The organism is Streptomyces sp. NBC_00986, from assembly GCF_045162565.1.
Classification (GTDB): domain Bacteria; phylum Actinomycetota; class Actinomycetes; order Streptomycetales; family Streptomycetaceae; genus Streptomyces.
Map to the genome: position 1 here is coordinate 6,376,171 of NZ_CP108733.1, position 18,638 is coordinate 6,394,808.

Annotated in this window: 12 protein-coding genes, 1 tRNA gene and 1 riboswitch; of the genes, 8 read left to right on the forward strand and 5 right to left on the reverse strand. The window is 71.5% G+C overall.

Annotated elements, in window-relative coordinates:
- Nucleotides 1-105 precede the first annotated feature (105 nt).
- The 5 genes from OG504_RS28460 (at nucleotide 106) to OG504_RS28480 (ending at nucleotide 5,145) form a co-directional block, all read left to right on the forward strand.
- Nucleotides 106-1,311 (forward strand): alginate lyase family protein, encoded by a 1,206-nt coding sequence (locus OG504_RS28460; protein WP_405992348.1) that lies wholly within the window; start codon nucleotides 106-108, stop codon nucleotides 1,309-1,311.
- Nucleotides 1,312-1,363: 52 nt separating this feature from the next.
- Nucleotides 1,364-1,437: transfer RNA gene (locus OG504_RS28465), tRNA-Met, on the forward strand.
- Nucleotides 1,438-1,558: 121 nt separating this feature from the next.
- Nucleotides 1,559-2,734, forward strand: coding sequence for a PP2C family protein-serine/threonine phosphatase (locus OG504_RS28470; protein WP_405992349.1), 1,176 nt, complete (start codon nucleotides 1,559-1,561; stop codon nucleotides 2,732-2,734).
- Between the two features lie 233 nt (nucleotides 2,735-2,967).
- Nucleotides 2,968-3,124: riboswitch (cyclic di-AMP (ydaO/yuaA leader) on the forward strand.
- Between the two features lie 11 nt (nucleotides 3,125-3,135).
- Nucleotides 3,136-4,146 carry a M23 family metallopeptidase gene (locus OG504_RS28475; RefSeq protein ID WP_405992350.1) on the forward strand — a complete coding sequence of 337 codons (1,011 nt, stop codon included), beginning with the start codon at nucleotides 3,136-3,138 and terminating at the stop codon, nucleotides 4,144-4,146.
- 54 nt (nucleotides 4,147-4,200) lie between these two features.
- The gene (locus OG504_RS28480) at nucleotides 4,201-5,145 is read left to right on the forward strand and encodes an aldo/keto reductase (RefSeq protein WP_405992351.1); all 945 of its coding nucleotides are present in this window, start codon (nucleotides 4,201-4,203) and stop codon (nucleotides 5,143-5,145) included.
- 12 nt (nucleotides 5,146-5,157) lie between these two features.
- Here the strand turns inward: OG504_RS28480 and OG504_RS28485 are convergent, their stop codons facing one another.
- The 4 genes from OG504_RS28485 to OG504_RS28500 all read right to left on the reverse strand — a co-directional run bounded on the left by OG504_RS28485 (nucleotide 5,158) and on the right by OG504_RS28500 (nucleotide 10,228).
- The gene (locus OG504_RS28485) at nucleotides 5,158-6,465 is read right to left on the reverse strand and encodes a PrsW family intramembrane metalloprotease (RefSeq protein ID WP_405992352.1); all 1,308 of its coding nucleotides are present in this window, start codon (nucleotides 6,463-6,465) and stop codon (nucleotides 5,158-5,160) included.
- Between the two features lie 49 nt (nucleotides 6,466-6,514).
- Complete coding sequence (gene trmB / locus OG504_RS28490) at nucleotides 6,515-7,303, reverse strand: tRNA (guanosine(46)-N7)-methyltransferase TrmB (protein ID WP_405992353.1); 789 nt, start codon at nucleotides 7,301-7,303, stop codon at nucleotides 6,515-6,517.
- Between the two features lie 127 nt (nucleotides 7,304-7,430).
- Nucleotides 7,431-8,654 (reverse strand): L-2-hydroxyglutarate oxidase, encoded by a 1,224-nt coding sequence (lhgO, locus tag OG504_RS28495; RefSeq protein WP_405992354.1) that lies wholly within the window; start codon nucleotides 8,652-8,654, stop codon nucleotides 7,431-7,433.
- 149 nt (nucleotides 8,655-8,803) lie between these two features.
- Nucleotides 8,804-10,228: a hypothetical protein gene (locus OG504_RS28500; RefSeq protein ID WP_026151123.1), complete on the reverse strand. Its 1,425-nt coding sequence runs from the start codon at nucleotides 10,226-10,228 to the stop codon at nucleotides 8,804-8,806.
- Nucleotides 10,229-10,899: 671 nt separating this feature from the next.
- Here OG504_RS28500 and OG504_RS28505 point away from each other — a divergent pair.
- Nucleotides 10,900-12,978: an asparagine synthase-related protein gene (locus tag OG504_RS28505; RefSeq protein WP_405992355.1), complete on the forward strand. Its 2,079-nt coding sequence runs from the start codon at nucleotides 10,900-10,902 to the stop codon at nucleotides 12,976-12,978.
- Nucleotides 12,979-13,271: 293 nt separating this feature from the next.
- On the opposite strand, the gene OG504_RS28510 is transcribed toward OG504_RS28505, so the two are convergent.
- A complete protein-coding gene (locus OG504_RS28510) occupies nucleotides 13,272-17,117 on the reverse strand; it encodes an amino acid adenylation domain-containing protein (RefSeq protein WP_405992356.1) in 3,846 nt (1,281 codons plus the stop codon).
- Nucleotides 17,118-17,279: 162 nt separating this feature from the next.
- Between OG504_RS28510 and OG504_RS28515 the strand changes: the two genes are divergently transcribed.
- Together OG504_RS28515 and epsC are read left to right on the forward strand one after the other, a co-directional pair.
- Nucleotides 17,280-17,855 (forward strand): NADPH-dependent FMN reductase, encoded by a 576-nt coding sequence (locus OG504_RS28515; protein ID WP_405992357.1) that lies wholly within the window; start codon nucleotides 17,280-17,282, stop codon nucleotides 17,853-17,855.
- 182 nt (nucleotides 17,856-18,037) lie between these two features.
- Entirely contained in the window at nucleotides 18,038-18,628 is a 591-nt protein-coding gene (gene epsC, locus OG504_RS28520; RefSeq protein WP_405996450.1) for a serine O-acetyltransferase EpsC, read from the forward strand.
- Nucleotides 18,629-18,638: the final 10 nt, after the last annotated feature.

Here is an 18,638-nt window from a genome sequence, read left to right on the forward strand (position 1 = left end):
GCACCCCCCCGGCTCCCCGACCGGCCCATCAAATCCTGCGCCCCACCCCTCACCGGGTCACGCTCACAAAGAACCGGTGCGGAGGACAACGCGGAGGTAGGACACATGAGGGCAGTCGCGGTGCTGGGCGCGTCCGTAGCCGTAGGACTACTCGCCTCGTGCGGATCGACGGACACCGGTACGCGAACCATGGCAAGGGCGCTGCCCGCGGGCGCCGCGTTCACCCACCCCGGGGTGCTCGTCAGCAAGGGCCAGCTGGACGCCGTACGCAAGAACGTGGCCGCAGGCAAGCAGCCCTGGCTGAAGGCGTACTTCGGGATGCGGGACAGCAAGTACGGGTCGTACAAGTACACGGCGAAGCCGGTCGCGGACGTCGACTGCCCCTGGAACGGAAAGGCCGCGCACGGCTGTGTCGAGGAGCGCGAGGACGCGATCGCGGCGTACACGCAGGCCCTGCTGTTCAGCATCACCGGGAAGCAGCATCACGCGCTGAAGGCGCGGGAGATCATGGACGACTGGTCGGCGAAGATGAAGGAGCACACCTCAGACGACGCCGGGCTGCAGACCGCGTGGGCCGGTTCGACCTGGGCGCGGGCGGCGGAGATCGTGCGGTACGCGCCCGGCGCGGGCTGGCCGGCGGACCGGGTCAAGCGCTTCGGGACCATGCTGCGTACGGCCTACGAGCCGGAGGTCACCAAGGACCTGCCGGACTACAACGGCAACTGGGACCTCGCGATGACGGACGCGGCGATCGGCATCGCCGTCTTCCTCGACGACCACAAGGCGTTCGACGCCGCCGTGAAACGTTTCCAGGACCGCGTGCCCGCCTACTTCTACCTCGCCAAGGACGGCAAGGTGCCGCTCACCCCGGTGGGCTCCAAGCTCACCACCCCGCAGAAGCTGACGACGTACTGGTTCAAGCAGACGACGTTCAAGGACGGCGTCGCCCAGGAGACCTGCCGCAACTTCAAGCACGTCGGGTACTCGCTGGCCGCGACCGCGCACATCGCCGAGACCGCCTGGCACCAGGGCGTCGACCTCTACGACGGGGTCAAGGACCGGCTCAAGGCGGCCCTGGAGTTCCACGCCCGCTACCAGCTCGGCGAGCCCGCACCCGCCTGGCTGTGCGGCGGCAAGGTCGACCGGAACATGGGCCCCGACCTGGAGGTCGCCGTCAACCACCTGGAGGGCCGGCTCGGCGTGAAGGTGCCCGCCGCGCACAAGCTCGCCGAGTCCACCCGGCCGGCCGGCAGCGACGACCTCTTCGTCTCCTGGGAGACCCTCACGCACGCCGGGAACACCGCCGACTGAAACCTGTGTGACATCGGACCCCGCGGATGGCGTATAGTTGCAATCACAACGGCGCGGGGTGGAGCAGCTCGGTAGCTCGCTGGGCTCATAACCCAGAGGTCGCAGGTTCAAATCCTGTCCCCGCTACTAAGGCCAAGGGCCGGAATCCAGAAATGGATTCCGGCCCTTGGTGTTTCTCCCCCTCTCTTGTTTCCTCGATCGGCCCACACCGCTCGCCGCCCTCCCCCCACCAGGAAAAACTGGACGCGTGGAGGAGGGTCCGTATGTGCGAGCCGGCGGGCGCCTGCCCGGCGATCCCGTGCCCGACCCCGGCCTCGGCGACAGCCCGGCCCCCCACCCCGAGGGCGAGGGCCGGCGGATCTCGTCCGCCCGCGCCGTCGTCCGCCGTCTCCCCGTCCTGCTGCTGATCGCCGCCGCGCTCTACGACTACCTCACCCCGTCCGACTTCACGGCGGCCCCGCTCTTCACCGCCGCCCCACTGGTCGCCGCCCCGCTCTACTCCCGGCGCGGCACCGTCCTCACCGGGCTGGCGGCCGTCGCCGTGGTGCTCGTGATCCACGTCAGGCTCGGCATCGTCTTCGACATCGACGCGGTCACCGAGGTGGTCACCGTGGCGACGGTCGCCGTCCTCGCCGTCCTCATCAACCTCCTCGTCCGCCGCAGCAGCGAACAGCTCGCCTCCGCGCGCGAGATCGCCGAGGCCGCCCAGCGGGCCGTACTGCCCGAACCGGCCGAGCGGATCGGCGGGTTCGAGATCGCGGCACGGTATGAGGCGGCGCAGGAGGGCGCGTTCATCGGGGGCGACCTGTACGCGGTGCAGGACACCCCGCACGGCGTACGGCTGGTCGTCGGTGACGTGCGCGGCAAGGGCATGGGCGCGGTCGCCGCCGTCGCCGTGGTCATCGGGGCGTTTCGGGAGGCCGCCGAGCAGGAGGCCACCCTGGAGGCGGTCGCGCAGCGGCTGGAGCGGGCGCTGGCGCGCGAGGGCACCCGGCGTGACGGGCTCGACGCGTTCGAGGGGTTCACCACGGCCGTCCTCGCCGAACTCCCGCACGGCGACGGCGTCGTACGGATCGTCGACCGGGGACACCCGCCGCCGCTGCTCCTGCTCGAGGACGGCACTGTACGCACGTTGCAGGTCCAGGAGCCCGCACTGCCTCTGGGAATGGGCGAGTTGGGGGTCTGGCCCGACCGCGCCGAGGAGTTCGCGTTCCCGGGCGGGGCCACTCTCCTCGTCCACACCGACGGGCTGTCCGAGGCGCGTGACGCCCGCGGTGTCTTCTACGACCCCGGGGCGCGGCTGGCCGGCCGGACCTTCCGCACCCCCGAGGCGCTGCTCGGCATCCTCGCCAAGGAGGTGCGCCGGTACTCCGGGGGCTGGATGACGGACGACATGGCGATGATCGCCGTACGCCATCCATGACCGTTATTACGGGGGGTGACTGCGTGAGCGCCCTCCGCATAACAACTGACATGCCGTCAATACCTGTGGGAATTCTGAGACTTGGCCAACTCGCCCGTTTTTCGCCGGTGGTGGGCCCTTCGTCCAGCAAGGAAAGGTTAATGATCAAGCCGAACAGCTTGGAAACGGGCGCCCGTGTCTATTAACGTTCGATAACGCAGCGCGGTCGTCCCAGCCGTCACTAGAGATGGCTCCGTGCGCACGCGCCGAATCCTGAAAGGGAACCGGGGAACCACCACTTGGGGTGAATCGCTCGTCGACTGCCGTGGAAACACGGCCGGTTTACGCGCGTAGGAGACCTTCCTGCTCCGAACCCGTCAGCTAACCCGGTAGGCGAGAAGGAAGGAAAGGAGCACGCCCACGTGGCGTCCAACCAGGCTGCCCCTGAAGCCCCTGTCGTCTACGGCGGTTACCGCCCCGACGAGGGCCCCTGGGAGGAGTGGAATCCCAGTGCGGAGTCCGTTGCTCCCAACCGCGGCAAGCACCGTGTCGCCAAGCAGCGTGGTGGCGGGGGATTCGCCCGCAGCTCCACCGTCCTGGGCGTCGGTGTCATAGCCGCCGTCAGTGCGGGCGGCATGGCCAGCGCCAACACCGGCAAGCCGCCGGTATCGATCTCCATACCCGACCTGCCCTCCGTGGGCCATCTGCTGGACGACTCGTCCAGTAGTACCCCCAAGGGTTCGGCGACCGCCCTCAGTAGTGTCGGCGTCTCCACCACCGAGACCGCCAAGGGCGCCTCGGACGCCGGTGAGCTGCTGCGCAACCGGATCATGGCGCAGGCCGAGTCGCAGCAGGTACAGGTCGACGGCAAGTCGAAGGCCGCCGTGGAGGCCGCCGTCGCCAAGCAGGTCGACGACGCCGCCGCGAAGGCCGAGAAGGACGCCGCGAAGAAGGCCGCCGACGCGAAGAAGGCCGCGGAGGCCGCCGCCCAGAAGAAGGCCGAGGCCGCGAAGCTCGCCGCGCTGGCCAAGCAGTACACGCTGCCGGTCGGCTCGTACACGATCACCGGCACCTTCGGCCAGGCCGGCTCGATGTGGTCCTCCGGGTATCACACGGGCCTCGACTTCGCCGCGCCCACCGGCACGCTGATCAAGGCGATCCACAGCGGCACGGTCACCGAGGCGGGCTGGGCCGGGTCGTACGGGTACCGCACGATCCTCACCCTCGACGACGGCACCGAGCTGTGGTTCTGCCATCAGTCCTCGATCAACGTGAGCGTCGGGCAGAAGGTCTCCACCGGCGAGGTCATCGGCCGGGTGGGCGCGACCGGCAACGTGACCGGGCCGCACCTCCACCTGGAGGTGCACATCAACGGCGCCGCCACCGCGAGCGACCCGGCGCCCTGGCTGCGCAGCAAGGGCCTCAACCCCTGATCTCTCCCTGATCGTCTGGAATATCCCGTTCCGGTCCGGCTGTTGACGAGAAGCATGACTTCTCTTCGCAAGCTGGGCCGGTCCGATCTCGAGGTCTTCCCGCTCTCCCTGGGCGGCAACGTCTTCGGCTGGACCGCAGACGAGGCGGCCTCCTTCGCCGTCCTCGACGCGTACGCGGCCGCGGGCGGCAACTTCGTCGACACCGCCGACTCGTACTCGGCGTTCGCGCCGGGCAACCACGGCGGCGAGTCCGAGACCATCATCGGCAAGTGGGTCAAGGCCCGCGGCAACCGCTCCGACGTCGTCATCGCCACCAAGGTCAGCCAGCACCCCGACTTCCCCGGCCTGAGCGCCGCCAACATCAGGGCCGCCGCCGACGCCTCCCTGCGCCGCCTGGACACCGACCACATCGACCTCTACTACACCCACTTCGACAAGGTCGAGGTGCCGGTCGAGGAGATCATCGGCGCGCTGGACGAGCTGGTGAGGGCGGGCAAGGTGCGGCACATCGCCGCGTCCAACATCACCCCGGAGCGGCTCCGGGCCTCCCTCGACTTCTCCGAGCGCGAGGGCCTGGCGCGCTATGTCGCCCTCCAGCCCCACTACAACCTGGTCTCGCGCGACACCTACGAGGGTGAGCTGAGCGCGCTCGCCGCGCAGGAGGGCCTGGCCGCGGTCCCGTACTTCGCGCTGGCCGCCGGCTTCCTCACCGGCAAGTACCGCCCCGGTACGACGGTCGACAGCCCGCGGGCCAAGGGCGCCGAGAAGCACCTGACCACCGAGCGCGGCCAGAAGGTGCTGACGGCCCTGGACGAGGTCGCCCAGGCCCACGACGCCCCGGTCGCCACGGTGGCCCTCGCCTGGCTCGCCGCCCAGCCCACGGTCGCGGCCCCGATCGCGTCGGCCCGGTCGCTGGAGCAACTCCCCGCGCTGCTGGGCGTGGCCGAACTGGAGCTGACGGACGCGGAGATCGCCCGCCTCACGCAGGCGTCGGCGTAGATGTCCTTGGAGCTATGACCGGTACGGGTTGTACAGGGGAGTCCCGTACGACCCGTACACCGGCGGCCACGGCGGCACCACCACCGGTACCGGCGTCGCCGTGCGCCGCGCCGCGTAGTCCAGCGCGGGCCGCGCCACCTCCCGGCGCAGCCACAGCTCGTGCAGCAACTCCCTTTCCCGTACGACGAAGTCGGCGCCGGCGCGGCCCCGCCCCGCCCGGTGCCGCAGGAACGCCAGGGAGGTCGCGTACGCCTCGTACTGGGCGACCGAGCGGGCCGCCTGTCTGCCGAGGTGGTGGCGGGCGTACTCGCGGGCCAGGCGCCGGGCCTTCATCGAGCCGAGTACGAACGGTTCGGCCGGGATCAGCCAGCCCGCGTAGACGTAGGCCGGCAACTCCTCGCGCACACTGCGCAGTTCGCGTTGCCGGGTCCAGACCGCGAGCCAGGTCAGCAGGCCGAACGCGGGGACCATGAAGACGCCGTAGACCTCGAAGAAGCCGTACTGGCCGAAGGTCGAGGAGCCGTTCCAGATCGCGTGCATGCCCATCGCGAGGAGCAGGCCGGTCAGCGGGACCAGGACGCGGCGGATGTGCTGCCGGTCGGGGGAGAGCGCGGCGATGCCGAAGCCGATGCCGGTGAGGACGGTGAACAGGGGGTGCGCGAAGGGGGACATGACGATGCGCACGAAGAAGGTCGCCGCGGTGACGGAGGTGAAGCCGCGGTCGCCGGTGAGCTGGTCGGTGCCGAAGGCGGTGCCGAGGTAGAGGATGTTCTCGGTGAACGCGAAGCCGGTGGCGGTGACCCCGGCTATCACCACCCCGTCGACGATCCCGGTGAAGTCCCGTCTGCGGAACAGGAACACGAGCAGGACGGCCGCCGCCTTCGCCGACTCCTCGACGATCGGGGCTATGACGGTCGCGCCGAGGGTGTCCGCGCTGGTCGGGTCCGCGGTCGTGGTCGCTATCCATCTCGTCGCGAAACTGTTGGCGACGATGGCTATGAGGGCCGCGGCGCAGGCGCCCCACGCGAAGGAGAAGAGCAGGTTCCGCCAGGGGCCGGGGTCGACCCGGTCCAGCCAGCGGAAAGCGGCGACGAGGAGGGGTACGGGCAGTACGGCGAGCCCGAGACCGACCAAGAACCCTTCCGTACCGGTCTGTTGACGCACCAGCGCGAGGATGACGAGCCCGGAGAGCGTGAGCAGGGCGATCAGCGCGCCGTAGCGGACCCAGTTCCGCTGCCACCAGCGCACCCGCGGCCCGTGCCCGGGCACACCACCGGCGGGGTGGCCGGGGTGCGGGGGGTACGGCGGAAACGTGGCCACGGCATCGACCCTAACGAGGTAAGGGCACGGCCCGCGATGGAGCCTGGCGTCAGCGCTGGTCGTCGTGGGGTACGCGACGGAAGAGCAGATCGTTCACGACATGACCCTTGTCCAGTCCCTGGCCCTCGAAACGGGTCAGCGGCCGGAACTCCGGACGGGGCGCAAAACCGCCGTCGGGTTGGCTGTTCTCGAAGTCCGGATGCGCGTCCAGGACTTCGAGCATCTGCTCCGCGTACGGCTCCCAGTCCGTCGCACAGTGCACGGTGGCCCCGGGCTTGAGGCGGGTCGCGGCGAGGGTGAGGAACTCCGGCTGGATCAGGCGGCGCTTGTGGTGGCGCTTCTTGGGCCAGGGGTCCGGGAAGTACACGCGCAGTCCGTCGAGCGCGTCCGGGGCGAGCATCTCGCGGAGCAGGATGATCGCGTCGCCGTTCGCGACCCGGATGTTGGACAGGCCGTGGTGGTCGGCGAGGCCGAGGAGGTTGCCCTGGCCCGGGGTGTGTACGTCGGCGGCGAGGATGTTCGTCTCGGGGGCTTCGGCGGCCATCTGGGCGGTGGCTTCGCCCATGCCGAAGCCGATCTCCAGGACGACGGGGTTGTCGTTTCCGAACAGCTCGGTGAGGTCGAGGGTCCGTTGGCCGTCGATGTCCAGGCCCCACTTGGGCCACAGGCGTTCCAGGGCGTCTGCCTGGCCGGCGGTCACCCGGCTTCTGCGGGGCTGGAAACTCCGGATGCGGCGTTCGTGGTGGGAGCCGGCGGGGTCGGGCGTCGGGCCGCCGGGGAAACGGGGTTCGCCCTTGGGCCGGGTTCGCTGTTCGGGGGTGTTGGGGGAGTCAGACACAATGCGGTGATTTTACTGGGCGTGCGCCTAGGGGGGTGCCTGGCTTGTGTTGTCGTGCGAGTGCGGGGCCGTCGTGGCTGGTCGCGCCCCTGCGGCGGAGCCGCATATCGATACAGCCCCGCGCCCCTCAGCGGTGCTGTAGTTCCCGGTGTAGTGCAGCCAGGGCCCGGCGGGCTACCTCTCTGCCGATCGGTAGGGAGGCCGTTGCCGCTGGGCTGGGGGCGTTCAGCACATGTACGGCGCGTGGGCCCTCCTTGATCAGGAAGTCGTCGACCAGGGTGCCGTCCCGCAGTACCGCCTGGGCGCGGACTCCGGCCGGTGACGGGACCAGGTCGTCCGGGGTCGCCGCCGGGAGGAGGCGTTGTACGGCTGCCGTGAACGCGGTCTTGGAGAGGGACCGGCGTAGCTCGCCCGCCCCGTAGCGCCAGTGCTGTCGGGCCATGTGCCAGGAGCCGGGCCAGGTTGCTGTCGCGGCGATCTCCCGGGGGCGTACGACGCCCCAGTCGTAGCCCTCGCGGGCCAGGGCCGGGACCGCGTTCGGGCCGAGGTGGACGCTGCCGTCGATGCCGCGGGTGAGGTGGACGCCGAGGAACGGGAAGGCGGGGTCGGGGACCGGGTAGACGAGGCCCCGGACCAGTTCGGGGCGGGTGAGGGTGTAGTACTCGCCGCGGAACGGGACGATGCGCATCTCCGGGTCGTCGCCGGTGAGGCGGGCCACCTCGTCGCAGTGCAGGCCGGCGCAGTTCACCAGCACGCGCGCGCGGACCACGTCACCGCCGGTCGCGGTCACCGTACGGACGGCGACCCCGCGCTCCGGGCGCCGGTCGATGTGGGCGACCCGCGCGCCGTAGCGGATCTCCGCGCCGGAGGCGTCCGCGAGGTGGCGGGCGACCGCGGTGTAGTCGCAGATCCCGGTTGTCCCGACGTGTATGGCGGCGAGGCCGCGCACCTCCGGTTCGTACTCGGCGATCTGGGCGGCGCCCAGCTCCCGCACCGGAATCCCGTTCTCCCGCCCACGCTGCACGAGCGCGTGCAGGCGGGGCAGCTCGGCCCGCTCCGTGGCGACGATCAGTTTCCCGGTGACGGCATGCGGAACCCCGTACTCCGCACAGAACTTGACCATCTCGGCAGCCCCGCGCACGGCATACCGCGCTTTGAGCGACCCCGGCCGGTAGTAGATCCCGCTGTGGATGACCCCGCTGTTGCGCCCCGTCTGATGCCGGGCGGGCCCAGCTTCCTTCTCTAGCACGGTGACCCGCGTGCCCGGCGCGGCACGCGTGATCGCATACGCCGTCGACAGCCCGACAATCCCGCCACCAACCACGAGCACGTCACAGTCGTACCCGACCACGGTGCACCACCTCCCGCATCCGATAGTGCACTGCACCACTGACAGTCACTTCAAACGCCGGGAAGGCAGAACCCCCAAGGGGCGCGGGGAACTGCGCGACCAGCCACAGCGCACCCGCACACGCAAGACGGCACAAGCCCGGCAGATGCTCAGGCGGGCGCCATCAACAACGGCCGAGCCCTCTCCCGCAGCTCAACAACCCGCGGCTCATCCCCATACGGCTCCAACCGGTGCAAAAGGTCCTTCACGTACTCGGTCGTACGGGCCGACGAAATCCGCCCCGCAACCTCAACCGCCCGAACCCCTTGCTCACAAGCCGCATCAAGATTCCCCGACTCCAACTCGGCGACCGCAGAGACAACGAGCCGAAGCCCGTGCGACCGCACGAACTCCTCCGTCGGCTTCGACAACGCCTGCTCGGTGAACCGCCGGACCTGACGAGGCGCCTTCAAGTCCCGGTAGCACTCGGCCGCGTCCGCGGCGAACCGGTCGTAGCCGTAGAACCCGAGCCAGGACGGATCGTTGTCGCCCTCCCGGGACCGCTCCAGCCACCCCTCGGCAGCCTTCAGCGCCGCCCCGGCCGCCTGCGCGTCCCCCGCCTTCGCGTGGGACCGCGCTTCGACGAGCCGGAAGAAGCTCATGGTGCGGGCAGTCGCGAGCCCCCGGTTCCGCTCCAGAGCCGCCTGCGCGAGATCGACGCCCTCGTCGCCGAAGCCGCGATAGGTCGCCTGCAACGACATCGACGCCAGCACATAGCCGCCCAACGGGACGTCCGCCGCCGCACGGGCGAGCCGCAGCGCCTGGATGTAGTACCGCTGCGCCGCCTCCTGTTGACCGGTGTCGAAGGCCATCCACCCCGCCAGGCGGGTGAGTTCGGCACTCGCCCCGAAGAGCGCTCTGCCGACCTCGTCGGAGTACGAGCCGAGCAGCAGCGGTGCCGCCTCCACCCGGAGACACTCGGGCACCATCGACGAACGCCAGTCGCCGCCCCCGTACTTGGAGTCCCAGCGCCTGGCGTCCTCCGCGGCCTCCCGCAGCTTCTGCACATCGCTGTGGCCGACTTTGAGCGGTGTCCCGGAGCTCTCCGCGGAGTTCGCCTCCCGGGCCACCGAACTGTCGGCCGGGGTTATCAGCCACCGTGAGGCGGGCGTTGCGTATGCGCTGACTGCGAACGACCCGGCGAGGGACTGCCAGATGCCGCCGGAACCGGCCCGGCGGCCGGCGAGGTCGAGCCGGTACAACTCCGTTGCGGAACGCACGGCTTGACCGACGTCCCGGGGAAAGGCGAGGCCCACTTCCGGTGCGGGATCCGCGTCCGCCAGGCCGATCTCGTGGAGCGGCACAGGGCGGCCGAGCTTCTGGCCGATGGCGGCCGCGATGAGGTGCGGGGCGGCGCCCTGGGGCACCATTCCCTTCGACACCCAGCGCGCCACCGACGTCTTGTCGTAGCGAAGTGTCAACCCGCGTTGAGCGCCAAGATCGTTGACGCGACGCGCGAGTCCTGCGTTGCTGATTCCCGCGAGGGCGAGAACGGTGCCGAGTTTTTCGTTCGGCCCGCGTTGCTCCCTGGACATGCGCCACCCCTCGACACAGACGGCTGCCGCGCTGGCATAACCACCCGGCATTCGTAAACCCAGCGTAGTTCGCCGCATCCCAAGCGTTAAGGGGCATTGTTCCGGTTGGCGGGATTGTGGTCCGTACGCGAGTGCGGGGTTTGCACGCAGGGTTGCGACGTGCCCCCGTCGTGTGGCCGTGCGCCCGTGTGTGCGCTCTTCTCCGGCCATCACGGGAGCGCTTCGATGGATCGTGCGTGGGTCGGCCCGCTGTACTGGATCCAGTGGGCTGGGGGACACCGCCGCCTACATCCCCGCGGGCGGCGGACCGGTCCGGGAGGCGTACTCCGCCTCCCGGACTGTGCGCGGTGCGAAGCGGTGCGCACGGCATGTACGGAGCGTGCGCGAGCCTGTCCCTGTATCGCCGATTTGGCCGAAAACCGCCCCTGCCTCCCGATGTCGAATACCGCTCCTACCATGGGAGTTGAGGGCGCGTTAGGTGTTTTGGGGGAGCGTATCGGGGGCGCATTCGCGTCGTGGACGTAGGGTCTCCCTTGTCCGGTTGTCCCTCGTCCAGGGCGTCTTCACGCGATCTCAAGCGGCTTCTCCGGCCCTCCGGAAGGCGTCCTTCATGGCAGCATGGTGCCCAGTTCGTGCGGTGCACTGGTTGTCCACAGCCTGTGGAGGCGTCGATGCGGTGGTTGGTGGGATGGAGCAGTACCGCCGCTGGAGCCGCCGCGATCGGTTCCGCGGGGGCGACCGGACTCGACGGTGAGACGGTTCACCCGGTGGGGTCCCAACTCCTGTGGGGCGACCCGGATCCGCTGTGGGCGGTCGGCGACTGGCGGCCCGACGAGGTACGGGTCGTGAAGGTCGACGCGGAGACGCGTATCGCGGTCCTGGGTACGTGCGGTGCCTCCGACGAGGAGCTGCGCCTGAGCCTGTTCGCCGCGCGCGGAGGGGCACTTCGGCATCTGACGGCCTGGTCGGGCAGTTACACGGCGGTCGTCAAGGTCGGCCGCCGCACCATGGTCTGCGGTGATCTCGCGGGCGCCAAGCCGGTGTTCTACACCCCCTGGGCCGGCGGTACGGCGTACTCCACGGCCGCGCTCCCCCTCGCCGACCTCATCGAGGCCAACCTCGACTTCGGTCACCTGGCCGCGCTGCTCGCCGCCCCGGACGTCCCCGCCGCACTGCACGACTCCACGCCCTACGACGGCGTACGGCGCATTCCGCCGGGGCATGCGCTGGTGCTGCGCGCCGGGGCGCGCGAGATCGCCGGATACGAGCCGGTCGCCTCCCTCGCGGTCGCGGCGGCCGCCGTGGACCCGGACAGCGCGGTCGACGCCGTACGCGACGCGCTCGTCGAGGCCGTGCGCGCCCGCCTCTCCGCACCTCGCCACGTGCCCGACATAGACCCGGGGCCCGTCCCCGGCATGGGTCCCGCCGAACGGCGTGCCGCGCGCGGGATGCCCGTCCCCGGGATCGGCGCCGACCTCTCCGGGGGGCCCGCCTCCGGGACGCTGGCCCTGCTCGCCGCCGGGCTGCCGGGGGCGCCGGGCACGGTCCTCGGGCACGGCACCGGCGCGGGCGAGCGGCTCCTCGCCGTCACGTTCAACGATCTCGCCGTTCCCGGGCGCGAGTCCGAGGTGGAGCGCGCGGGCACCCTCGCGGCCAACCCCCGCCTGCACCACGTGGTGGTGACCGGCGCCGAGGACGTCCTGCCGTACGCCGAACTCGACGGCCCCCTCACCGACGAACCCGGCCCCTCCCTGATCGTCGCCGCCCGCCACCGCGCCCGGCTCGCCGCGGGCAGCGCCGACCACTTCACCGGCTACGGCGCCCGCCAGGTCCTGGACGCCCACCCGGCCCGCCTTGCCGACCTCCTCATGGACCGCAAACGACGTCATCTGGTGCGCCCGGTGGCCGCGTTGGCGAAGGCGGACGGTTCGGTGATGGTCCCGGGGCGGGTCTACGGCGCGGCCCGCCGCCTCGCCCGCACGCCCTACGGCGCGGGACTCGAGGTCCTCGCCGACCGGTTGATGAACCAGCGCTTCGACGAACCCGGAGGCGCCGTCGGTGCCTCCCTCGCCGCGCTCACCTGGGCCAGACCGGGGCCCGCCGCGCGCTGGCTGACCGGCGAGGCCCTGGCTGAAGTATCGGTTCGCCTGCAGAGCGCGCCCAGCCGTCAGGGCAGCGGCCCGGGCCAGCGCCCCGGCGACTTCCGCGCGCGTGCCGCCCTGGCCCGGCACGCCAACGACCTCCGCGTCCTGGAACAGGCCGCCGAGATCCGCTCCCAGCGCCTGCACACCCCCTTCCTCGACAACCAGGTGGTCCGCGCCTGCCGTTCCCTCCCCGAGGCGCTACGGGTCCAGCCGGGCGCCCGCGCGGCGATCCTGCGCACGGTCCTGGAGGGCGCCGGCGTCGGTGACCTCCCGCCCGGCTGGGGCGCTCCCTCCCACGCCTCGGCGGCGGCCGCGGCCCGTAAGGGTCTACGGGTCGCAGCGGACCCCCTGATGGACCTGTTCGCCACGCCGCTGCTCGCGCAGGCGGGCCTGGTGGAGGCCCGGGTCGTCCGCAAGGCGCTGCGCGCGGCGGCCCAGGGCGAGCCATTGCCGTTGGACGGCCTCGCGGACCTGGTGTCCCTGGAACTGTGGCTGGGACGGCTGTTGGCCCGCCGGGGCACGTGCTGGACGGGAACACCGGCACGCGCGCGTGCGGTGCCGGAGGGGATTCGGCCGCAGCGGGGGGCGTTGGCTTCGGGGGCGTGAACGGGGGCGTGAGCGCCGGGGGTTGTTCGAGGCGGGGGCTCTGCCTGAGCCGGGGCGGGGTCCGTGAGGAGTGGCCGGCGCCGAGGCCGGAGCTGAGCTTGAGCCCGCTCGCTCGCAGACACCCCTGAAGCCGGGCTTGAGGACGGACGTTTGCCGAAGTCCCGGGGCCGGGCTTGAGGACGGCGGCCCGCCGACGCCCCCGGGCCGGGGCTTGAGCACGTCCGCCTTCTGGAGCCCCCGGGCCCGAGCCAGCCCGCCCTCCGACACCCACGCCCCACGACACCCCGCACCCCTCAACTCCCCATAGCCGCCCGCACCGCCGCCACCAGTTCCCCCACTCCCCGCTCCTTCAGCACCCCGTAGTGATCCCCCTCCAGATCGACCACGAAGGGCGGCTTCGCGGAGTACCCAGAGGCTCCCTCCAGGAACGAGTAGTCGTCGCCCCGCGCCTTGAAGACGGTGATCGGTGCTTCCACCCTCCGCTCCGCCAACTCCCGGAACGTGTAGTCGAATTCGTACGTCGTCGCGACGATGCGGGTGATGCGGCGGATCGTCTCCTCGTCGAGGGCCGGGAGGAACTCGCCGACGTGGGACACGAAGCTGTCCTCGTCCCGGGTGGCGGCGAGGCAGGCGTCCAGGGCCGGGCCGTGGATGGTGCCCGCGAAGACGGAGAAGAGGATCGTCACGTACGCGGGGTTCGTGTACGACGCGTCACGGCCCCAGGTCTGTCCGTCCGCCCGGCGGACCTCCGGGTTGCCGGGGCAGATCAGCAGCAGGCGCTCGACCTTCTCGCCCGCCCGCTCCAGCTGCCAGGCCGCCTCGAAGGCGACCCGGGCCCCGAAGGAGTAGCCCCACAGGGTGTACGGCCCGCCCGGCTGGACGCGCCGGAGTTCGCGGAGGTCGGCGCTCGCCATCTCGCGGATGGTGGCGTACGGGGTCTCGCCGGCGTTGATGCCGTGCGCCTGGACGCCGAAGAAGGGGCGGTCCAGGGCGACTTGGCCGCCGAGGAGACGCAGGTTCATCGGGTAGCCGCCGAGGCCGGGCCAGCAGAAGACGGGGTCGAAGCCGCCCTCGCGGGCGAGGGGGATCAGCCGGGACACGGGAGTGGACGGGGCTTTGTCGACGCGCGCGGCGAGTTCGCGCAGGGTCGGTGCCTCGAACAGGGCCTGGAGGGGGAGTTTCGTGCCGTACTCCCTGTTGATCCGGTTGACGAGGGCGACCGCGATCAGTGAATTGCCGCCGGAGGCGAAGAAGTTGTCCTCGGTGGAGACCTCGGCCGGGTCGGGGTACTTCAGCGCCGTGCCCCAAGTCACCGCCAGGCGGACCTCCGTGGGCGTCGCCGGTGCGACGTACGGCCCCGTCGTGCGGGCCGAGATGACCTCGGGGGCGGTCGTGAGGGCCTTCGTGTCGATCTTGCCGTTCGCGGTCAGGGGGAGCGCGTCCAGGACGAGGACGCGGCTCGGGAGCATGAAGTCCGGGAGGGAACGGGCGAGTTCGTCGCGGATCATCTCGGCGGGGCCCTTGGTGTGCACGGCGTCCTCGCGCATGCCCTCGCTCACGACCTGCTCGGCGCTGACCCGGCCGCCGAGGAAGAAGTACGACGCCCCGTTCGCGATGCCGGCGGCGCCGAGGATGTCGTCCAGGCGGCGGGCGGCCGGCAGCGGGTGCCCGGTCTTCGAGGAGTAGCCCGAGGACATGAAGCCGAAGCCCGGGGTGCGCTGGAGGTGGTGCAGCCGGGTGCCCAACTCGATGTACTCCAGCCAGGGTTCGGCGGCCCGGCCGACCGCGCTGATGCCGAAGCTCGCGCGCTCGTAGACGCCCTGGTTGATGGCGATGACGTGCCGGGGTTCGATCAACTCCTCGCCCAGCGGCTCCAGTCGGCCCTCGCGGTAGCGGTACTGCCCGCCGGGCAGGCCCTCGACCCGGTCGGGGTGGGCCTGCACGAACAGCTCGGTGGAGTCGGGGCGCGGCTCACCGTCGTCCGGCGTGATCGTGAACGTGCCGAGGTAGTAGTCCTCGTCGGCGACATCGAGCACGTCCTTGACGCTGGGGAAGTGGCCCAACGGCCGTACGGTCAGACCGTGTTCGGGGAGTACTTCCTCCAGGACTCCCACCATGTGGCCGGTCTCGAATTCCAGGACTTCCTGGATGTTGGTCCGGTAGACGGGTTCGATCGCGCGCCGCTTGCCGAGGAAGTGCAGGACGAGCCCGCCGTCCGGGCAGTGGCCGCTCGGGTCGCCCACGCGGACCAGGGTGTGGTCGGCGGGGTGGTGGTAGTACACGCCGGGCGCGAGGCCCGCCGCTCCACCGGACTCGATGTGCAGCTGGGTGGCGTACAGAGCGCCGGGGGAGGCGTAGGAGTACTTGGGGAGCAGTCGCTCCTCGCTGCGGAAGGGGCCCAACCAGCGCAGAACAGAGCCGAGTTGGTCGATCGAGAGATCGGTGAGCGGGCGGGGGTGCCGGGGTGCCCGGCGCGGGGCGAGCAGGTCGAGGAGGTCGGTGCGGGTGACCGGGCCGCCCTCGTAGAAGCGGTAGGTCTTGCGGGCGAAGGCCGCGCGGCGCTGTTCCGGGGTCGCCTCGCGGCCCGGGAGGGCGATGACCGGGCGGCCCGCCAGCTCGGCGGGTTCGCGCAGGCCCGGGTTGGAGAGCTGGGCCCTGACCTGGAGTTTGGACGCCTTGGACTGGTGGTGGGCGCCGTGCGCTCCCTGGTCCATGACGGCGGCGGTGCGGGGGTTCAGCTCGACGCAGGCGACGAGGGCCTGGTGGCCGGTGCGGGCGTCGTCGGTGACGAGCGTGGCCGCGCGGCGCACCCAGGTGTGCTCCTCGATGCGGGCCGCGACCTCCTCCAACTCGACGCGGTAGCCGCGGAGTTTGACCTGGTTGTCGGTACGGCCGACGAACTGCAGCGTGCCGTCCGGGTTCCACAGGCACACGTCGCCGGTGCGGTACAGGCGCTCACCCGCCGCGAACGGCGAGTCCACGAACCGTTCCGCGGTCTGCTCCGGCCGGCCGAGATAGCCGCGGGCCAACTGGATCCCGCCCAGGTGGAGTTCACCGCTCTCGCCGATGTCGACGAGCGCGCGGTCCGCGTCGAGGACGTACGCGCTCAGGCCGTCGACGGGGACGCCGATCGGGACGGTCGCGCTCGCGCCGCCGCCCAGGTCGTCGGGGTCCACCTGGTGGGCGGTGGCGTTGATGGTGGTCTCGGTCGGGCCGTACAGGTTGATCAGGGAGACCCCGGGCAGTTCGGCGAGGAGGTCGCGGGCGAGCCGGTGGGTGAGGGCCTCGCCGCCGGAGAAGACCCGCTCCAGCGAGGTGCAGGAGCCGAACTCCTCGGTGTCCAGCAGGGCTTGGAGCAGCGTCGGCACGCACTGGAGGGTGGTGACCCCGCCCGCCCGTACCGCCGCGAGGACGGCCTCGGGGTCGCGGTGGATGCCGGGGGCGCCCATCACCACCCGGGCGCCGACGGCCGGGGCGAGGATCTCCCACTGGGCGGCGTCGAAGCTCATCGGCGTCTTCTGCAACACCGTGACCTGCGGCCCGAGATGACCGCAGTCGGCGAGCCAGCGGAGCTGGTTGACGACGGCCCGGTTTTCGATCATCACGCCCTTGGGGCGACCCGTACTGCCTGAGGTGTAGATCACGTAGGCGAGTTGGTCCGGGGCTGCCGAGGACGGGGCCGCGGGCGGCGCCGACTCGCCCTCGGGCGACGCGTCCTGCGGGGTGAGGACCGTCGTACCGCGCGGCGCCAGGGCGGTGACCCGGTCGCGCAGATGCGGCTGGGTGACGACGACCGAGGTCCCGGAGTCCTCCAGCATGTAGCGCAGCCGGTCCTCCGGGTAGTCCGGGGACAGCGGCAGATAGGCGGCGCCGGCGGCGAGGATGCCCCACGCGCCGACCATCAGGTCCAGGGACGGCTCCGTGAACAGGCCCACACGGGTGTCGGGGCCGATACCGAGGCGGGCGAGCCGGTCGCCCAAGTCGCGGCTACGGCGGTGGAGTTCGCCGTAGGAGAGCCGTGTGTCGCGGTGGTCGACCGCCGTCGCGTCGGGGCGCAGGGCGGCCTGGTGCGACAGCAGGTCGGGCAGGTTGCTGCCCGTGAGCGGTATGCCGGACGTCAGTGCACTCGCGGTCTTCATTGGCGTGGTTCCCCCTGTTGATCAGCCGTTGATCAGGTTGCGGTCGGGGGCTACCGAAGGCCTCCCGTGCCGGTACCGCCGGGCACGGGACCGGCACGGGACGGGTTCGGGACCGGCGGGGGTCAGGCTCGGAGCCAGCCGAGAACTGAGGGGCAAGCCGCCGTGACCAAGATCGTGCTCATCTCCGGGAGCGTCCGTAGGGACTCGCTCAACGCGTCCGTCCTCGCCACCGTGCGCCGCCTGCTGACCGAGCGGCCGGACGGGGACACGTACGAGATCGGGTCGCTGTCCGTGGGCCTGCTCCCGCACTTCGACTGGGACGTCGAACAGGCGGACGGCTCGCCCGAAGTGCGGGCCGCCAAACGGCTGGTGGGGGACGCGGACGCGGTCTTCATCAGCACGCCCGCCTACAACGGCGAGATGCCGGGCGTCCTCAAGAACGCCCTCGACTGGCTCTCCCGCCCGAACGCCGAGAGCGCGCTGACCGGCAGGACCGTCGCGCTCACCAGCGCCTCGTCGGGTGCGCGCGGTGCCGTCGACGCACAGACCGCGCTCGCCCGGGTGCTGACGAAGTGCGGGGCGCGGGTGGTGGACCACGAGCCGGTAGCCGTCGGCCGCGCGGGCCAACTGCGCACCAGCGAGGGAGATTTCACCGATCCGGAGACCGTCGCGGCCCTGAGCGGACTGATCGACGCGACCCTGGCGGCGCTGCGCGAGCCGGCGGGGGCGAGCGCATGAGGGACCACGGGCGTGGCGTCACGCCGTCGGCGGAGGGGTCGTACGGACCGGCCGTCCCGGGTCCGGTGATCGGCCTGCGCGGCCCCGCTGCCCCGCGACCGGTGGGCGGCCCGCACGAGCCCGGCCTCCAGCGACCGGCGTACGGCCCGCAGGACCCCGCCCACCTCCAACCGGCGTACGGCCTGTTCCGCACCCTGTGCGAAGACCTCCGCGTGGTCGTCGAGCGCGATCCCTCCATCCGCAGCCGCCGCGAGGCCCTGCTGCACCCGGCGCTCCCCGCTCTGTGGACGCACCGGGTCGCGCACCGCCTGCACCGTCGCGGCCACCGGATGGCGGCCCGTCTGCTGGCCTACGGCGCCCGGCGCGCGACCGGTGTGGAGATCCACCCCGGCGCCGAGCTGGGCAGGCGGGTGTTCATCGATCACGGCGCTGCCGTGGTGATCGGTGAGACCGCGCAGGTCGGCGACGACGTGACGATCTACCACCAGGTGACGCTGGGCGCGGTCGGCTGGTGGAGCGACGTGAAGCGGCCGGAGGGCGAGCGCAGGCACCCCCGCGTCGGCAACGGCGTCGTGCTCGGCACCAACGCCACCGTGCTGGGCCCGGTCACCATCGGCGACCACGCCGTCATCGGCGCCCAGGCGCTGGTCAACAAGGACGTGCCCGCGTACGCCAGGGTCCTCGCGCCGACCGCCGTGATCCGCGCCAAGGGGCACCAACCCCGCCTGATGGAGGACCTGTTCGCGGTGACCGCGTCGGCGGGGTCCTGGTGACCGCCCGCAC

Excerpts from the sequence above, each read along its gene's own strand:
- OG504_RS28500 (WP_026151123.1), bottom strand. The coding sequence starts at position 10,228 with ATGTCCAGGGAGCAACGCGGGCCGAACGAAAAACTCGGCACCGTTCTC.
- OG504_RS28480 (WP_405992351.1), top strand. The coding sequence starts at position 4,201 with ATGACTTCTCTTCGCAAGCTGGGCCGGTCCGATCTCGAGGTCTTCCCG.
- OG504_RS28505 (WP_405992355.1), top strand. The coding sequence starts at position 10,900 with ATGCGGTGGTTGGTGGGATGGAGCAGTACCGCCGCTGGAGCCGCCGCG.
- OG504_RS28460 (WP_405992348.1), top strand. The coding sequence starts at position 106 with ATGAGGGCAGTCGCGGTGCTGGGCGCGTCCGTAGCCGTAGGACTACTC.
- OG504_RS28510 (WP_405992356.1), bottom strand. The coding sequence starts at position 17,117 with ATGAAGACCGCGAGTGCACTGACGTCCGGCATACCGCTCACGGGCAGC.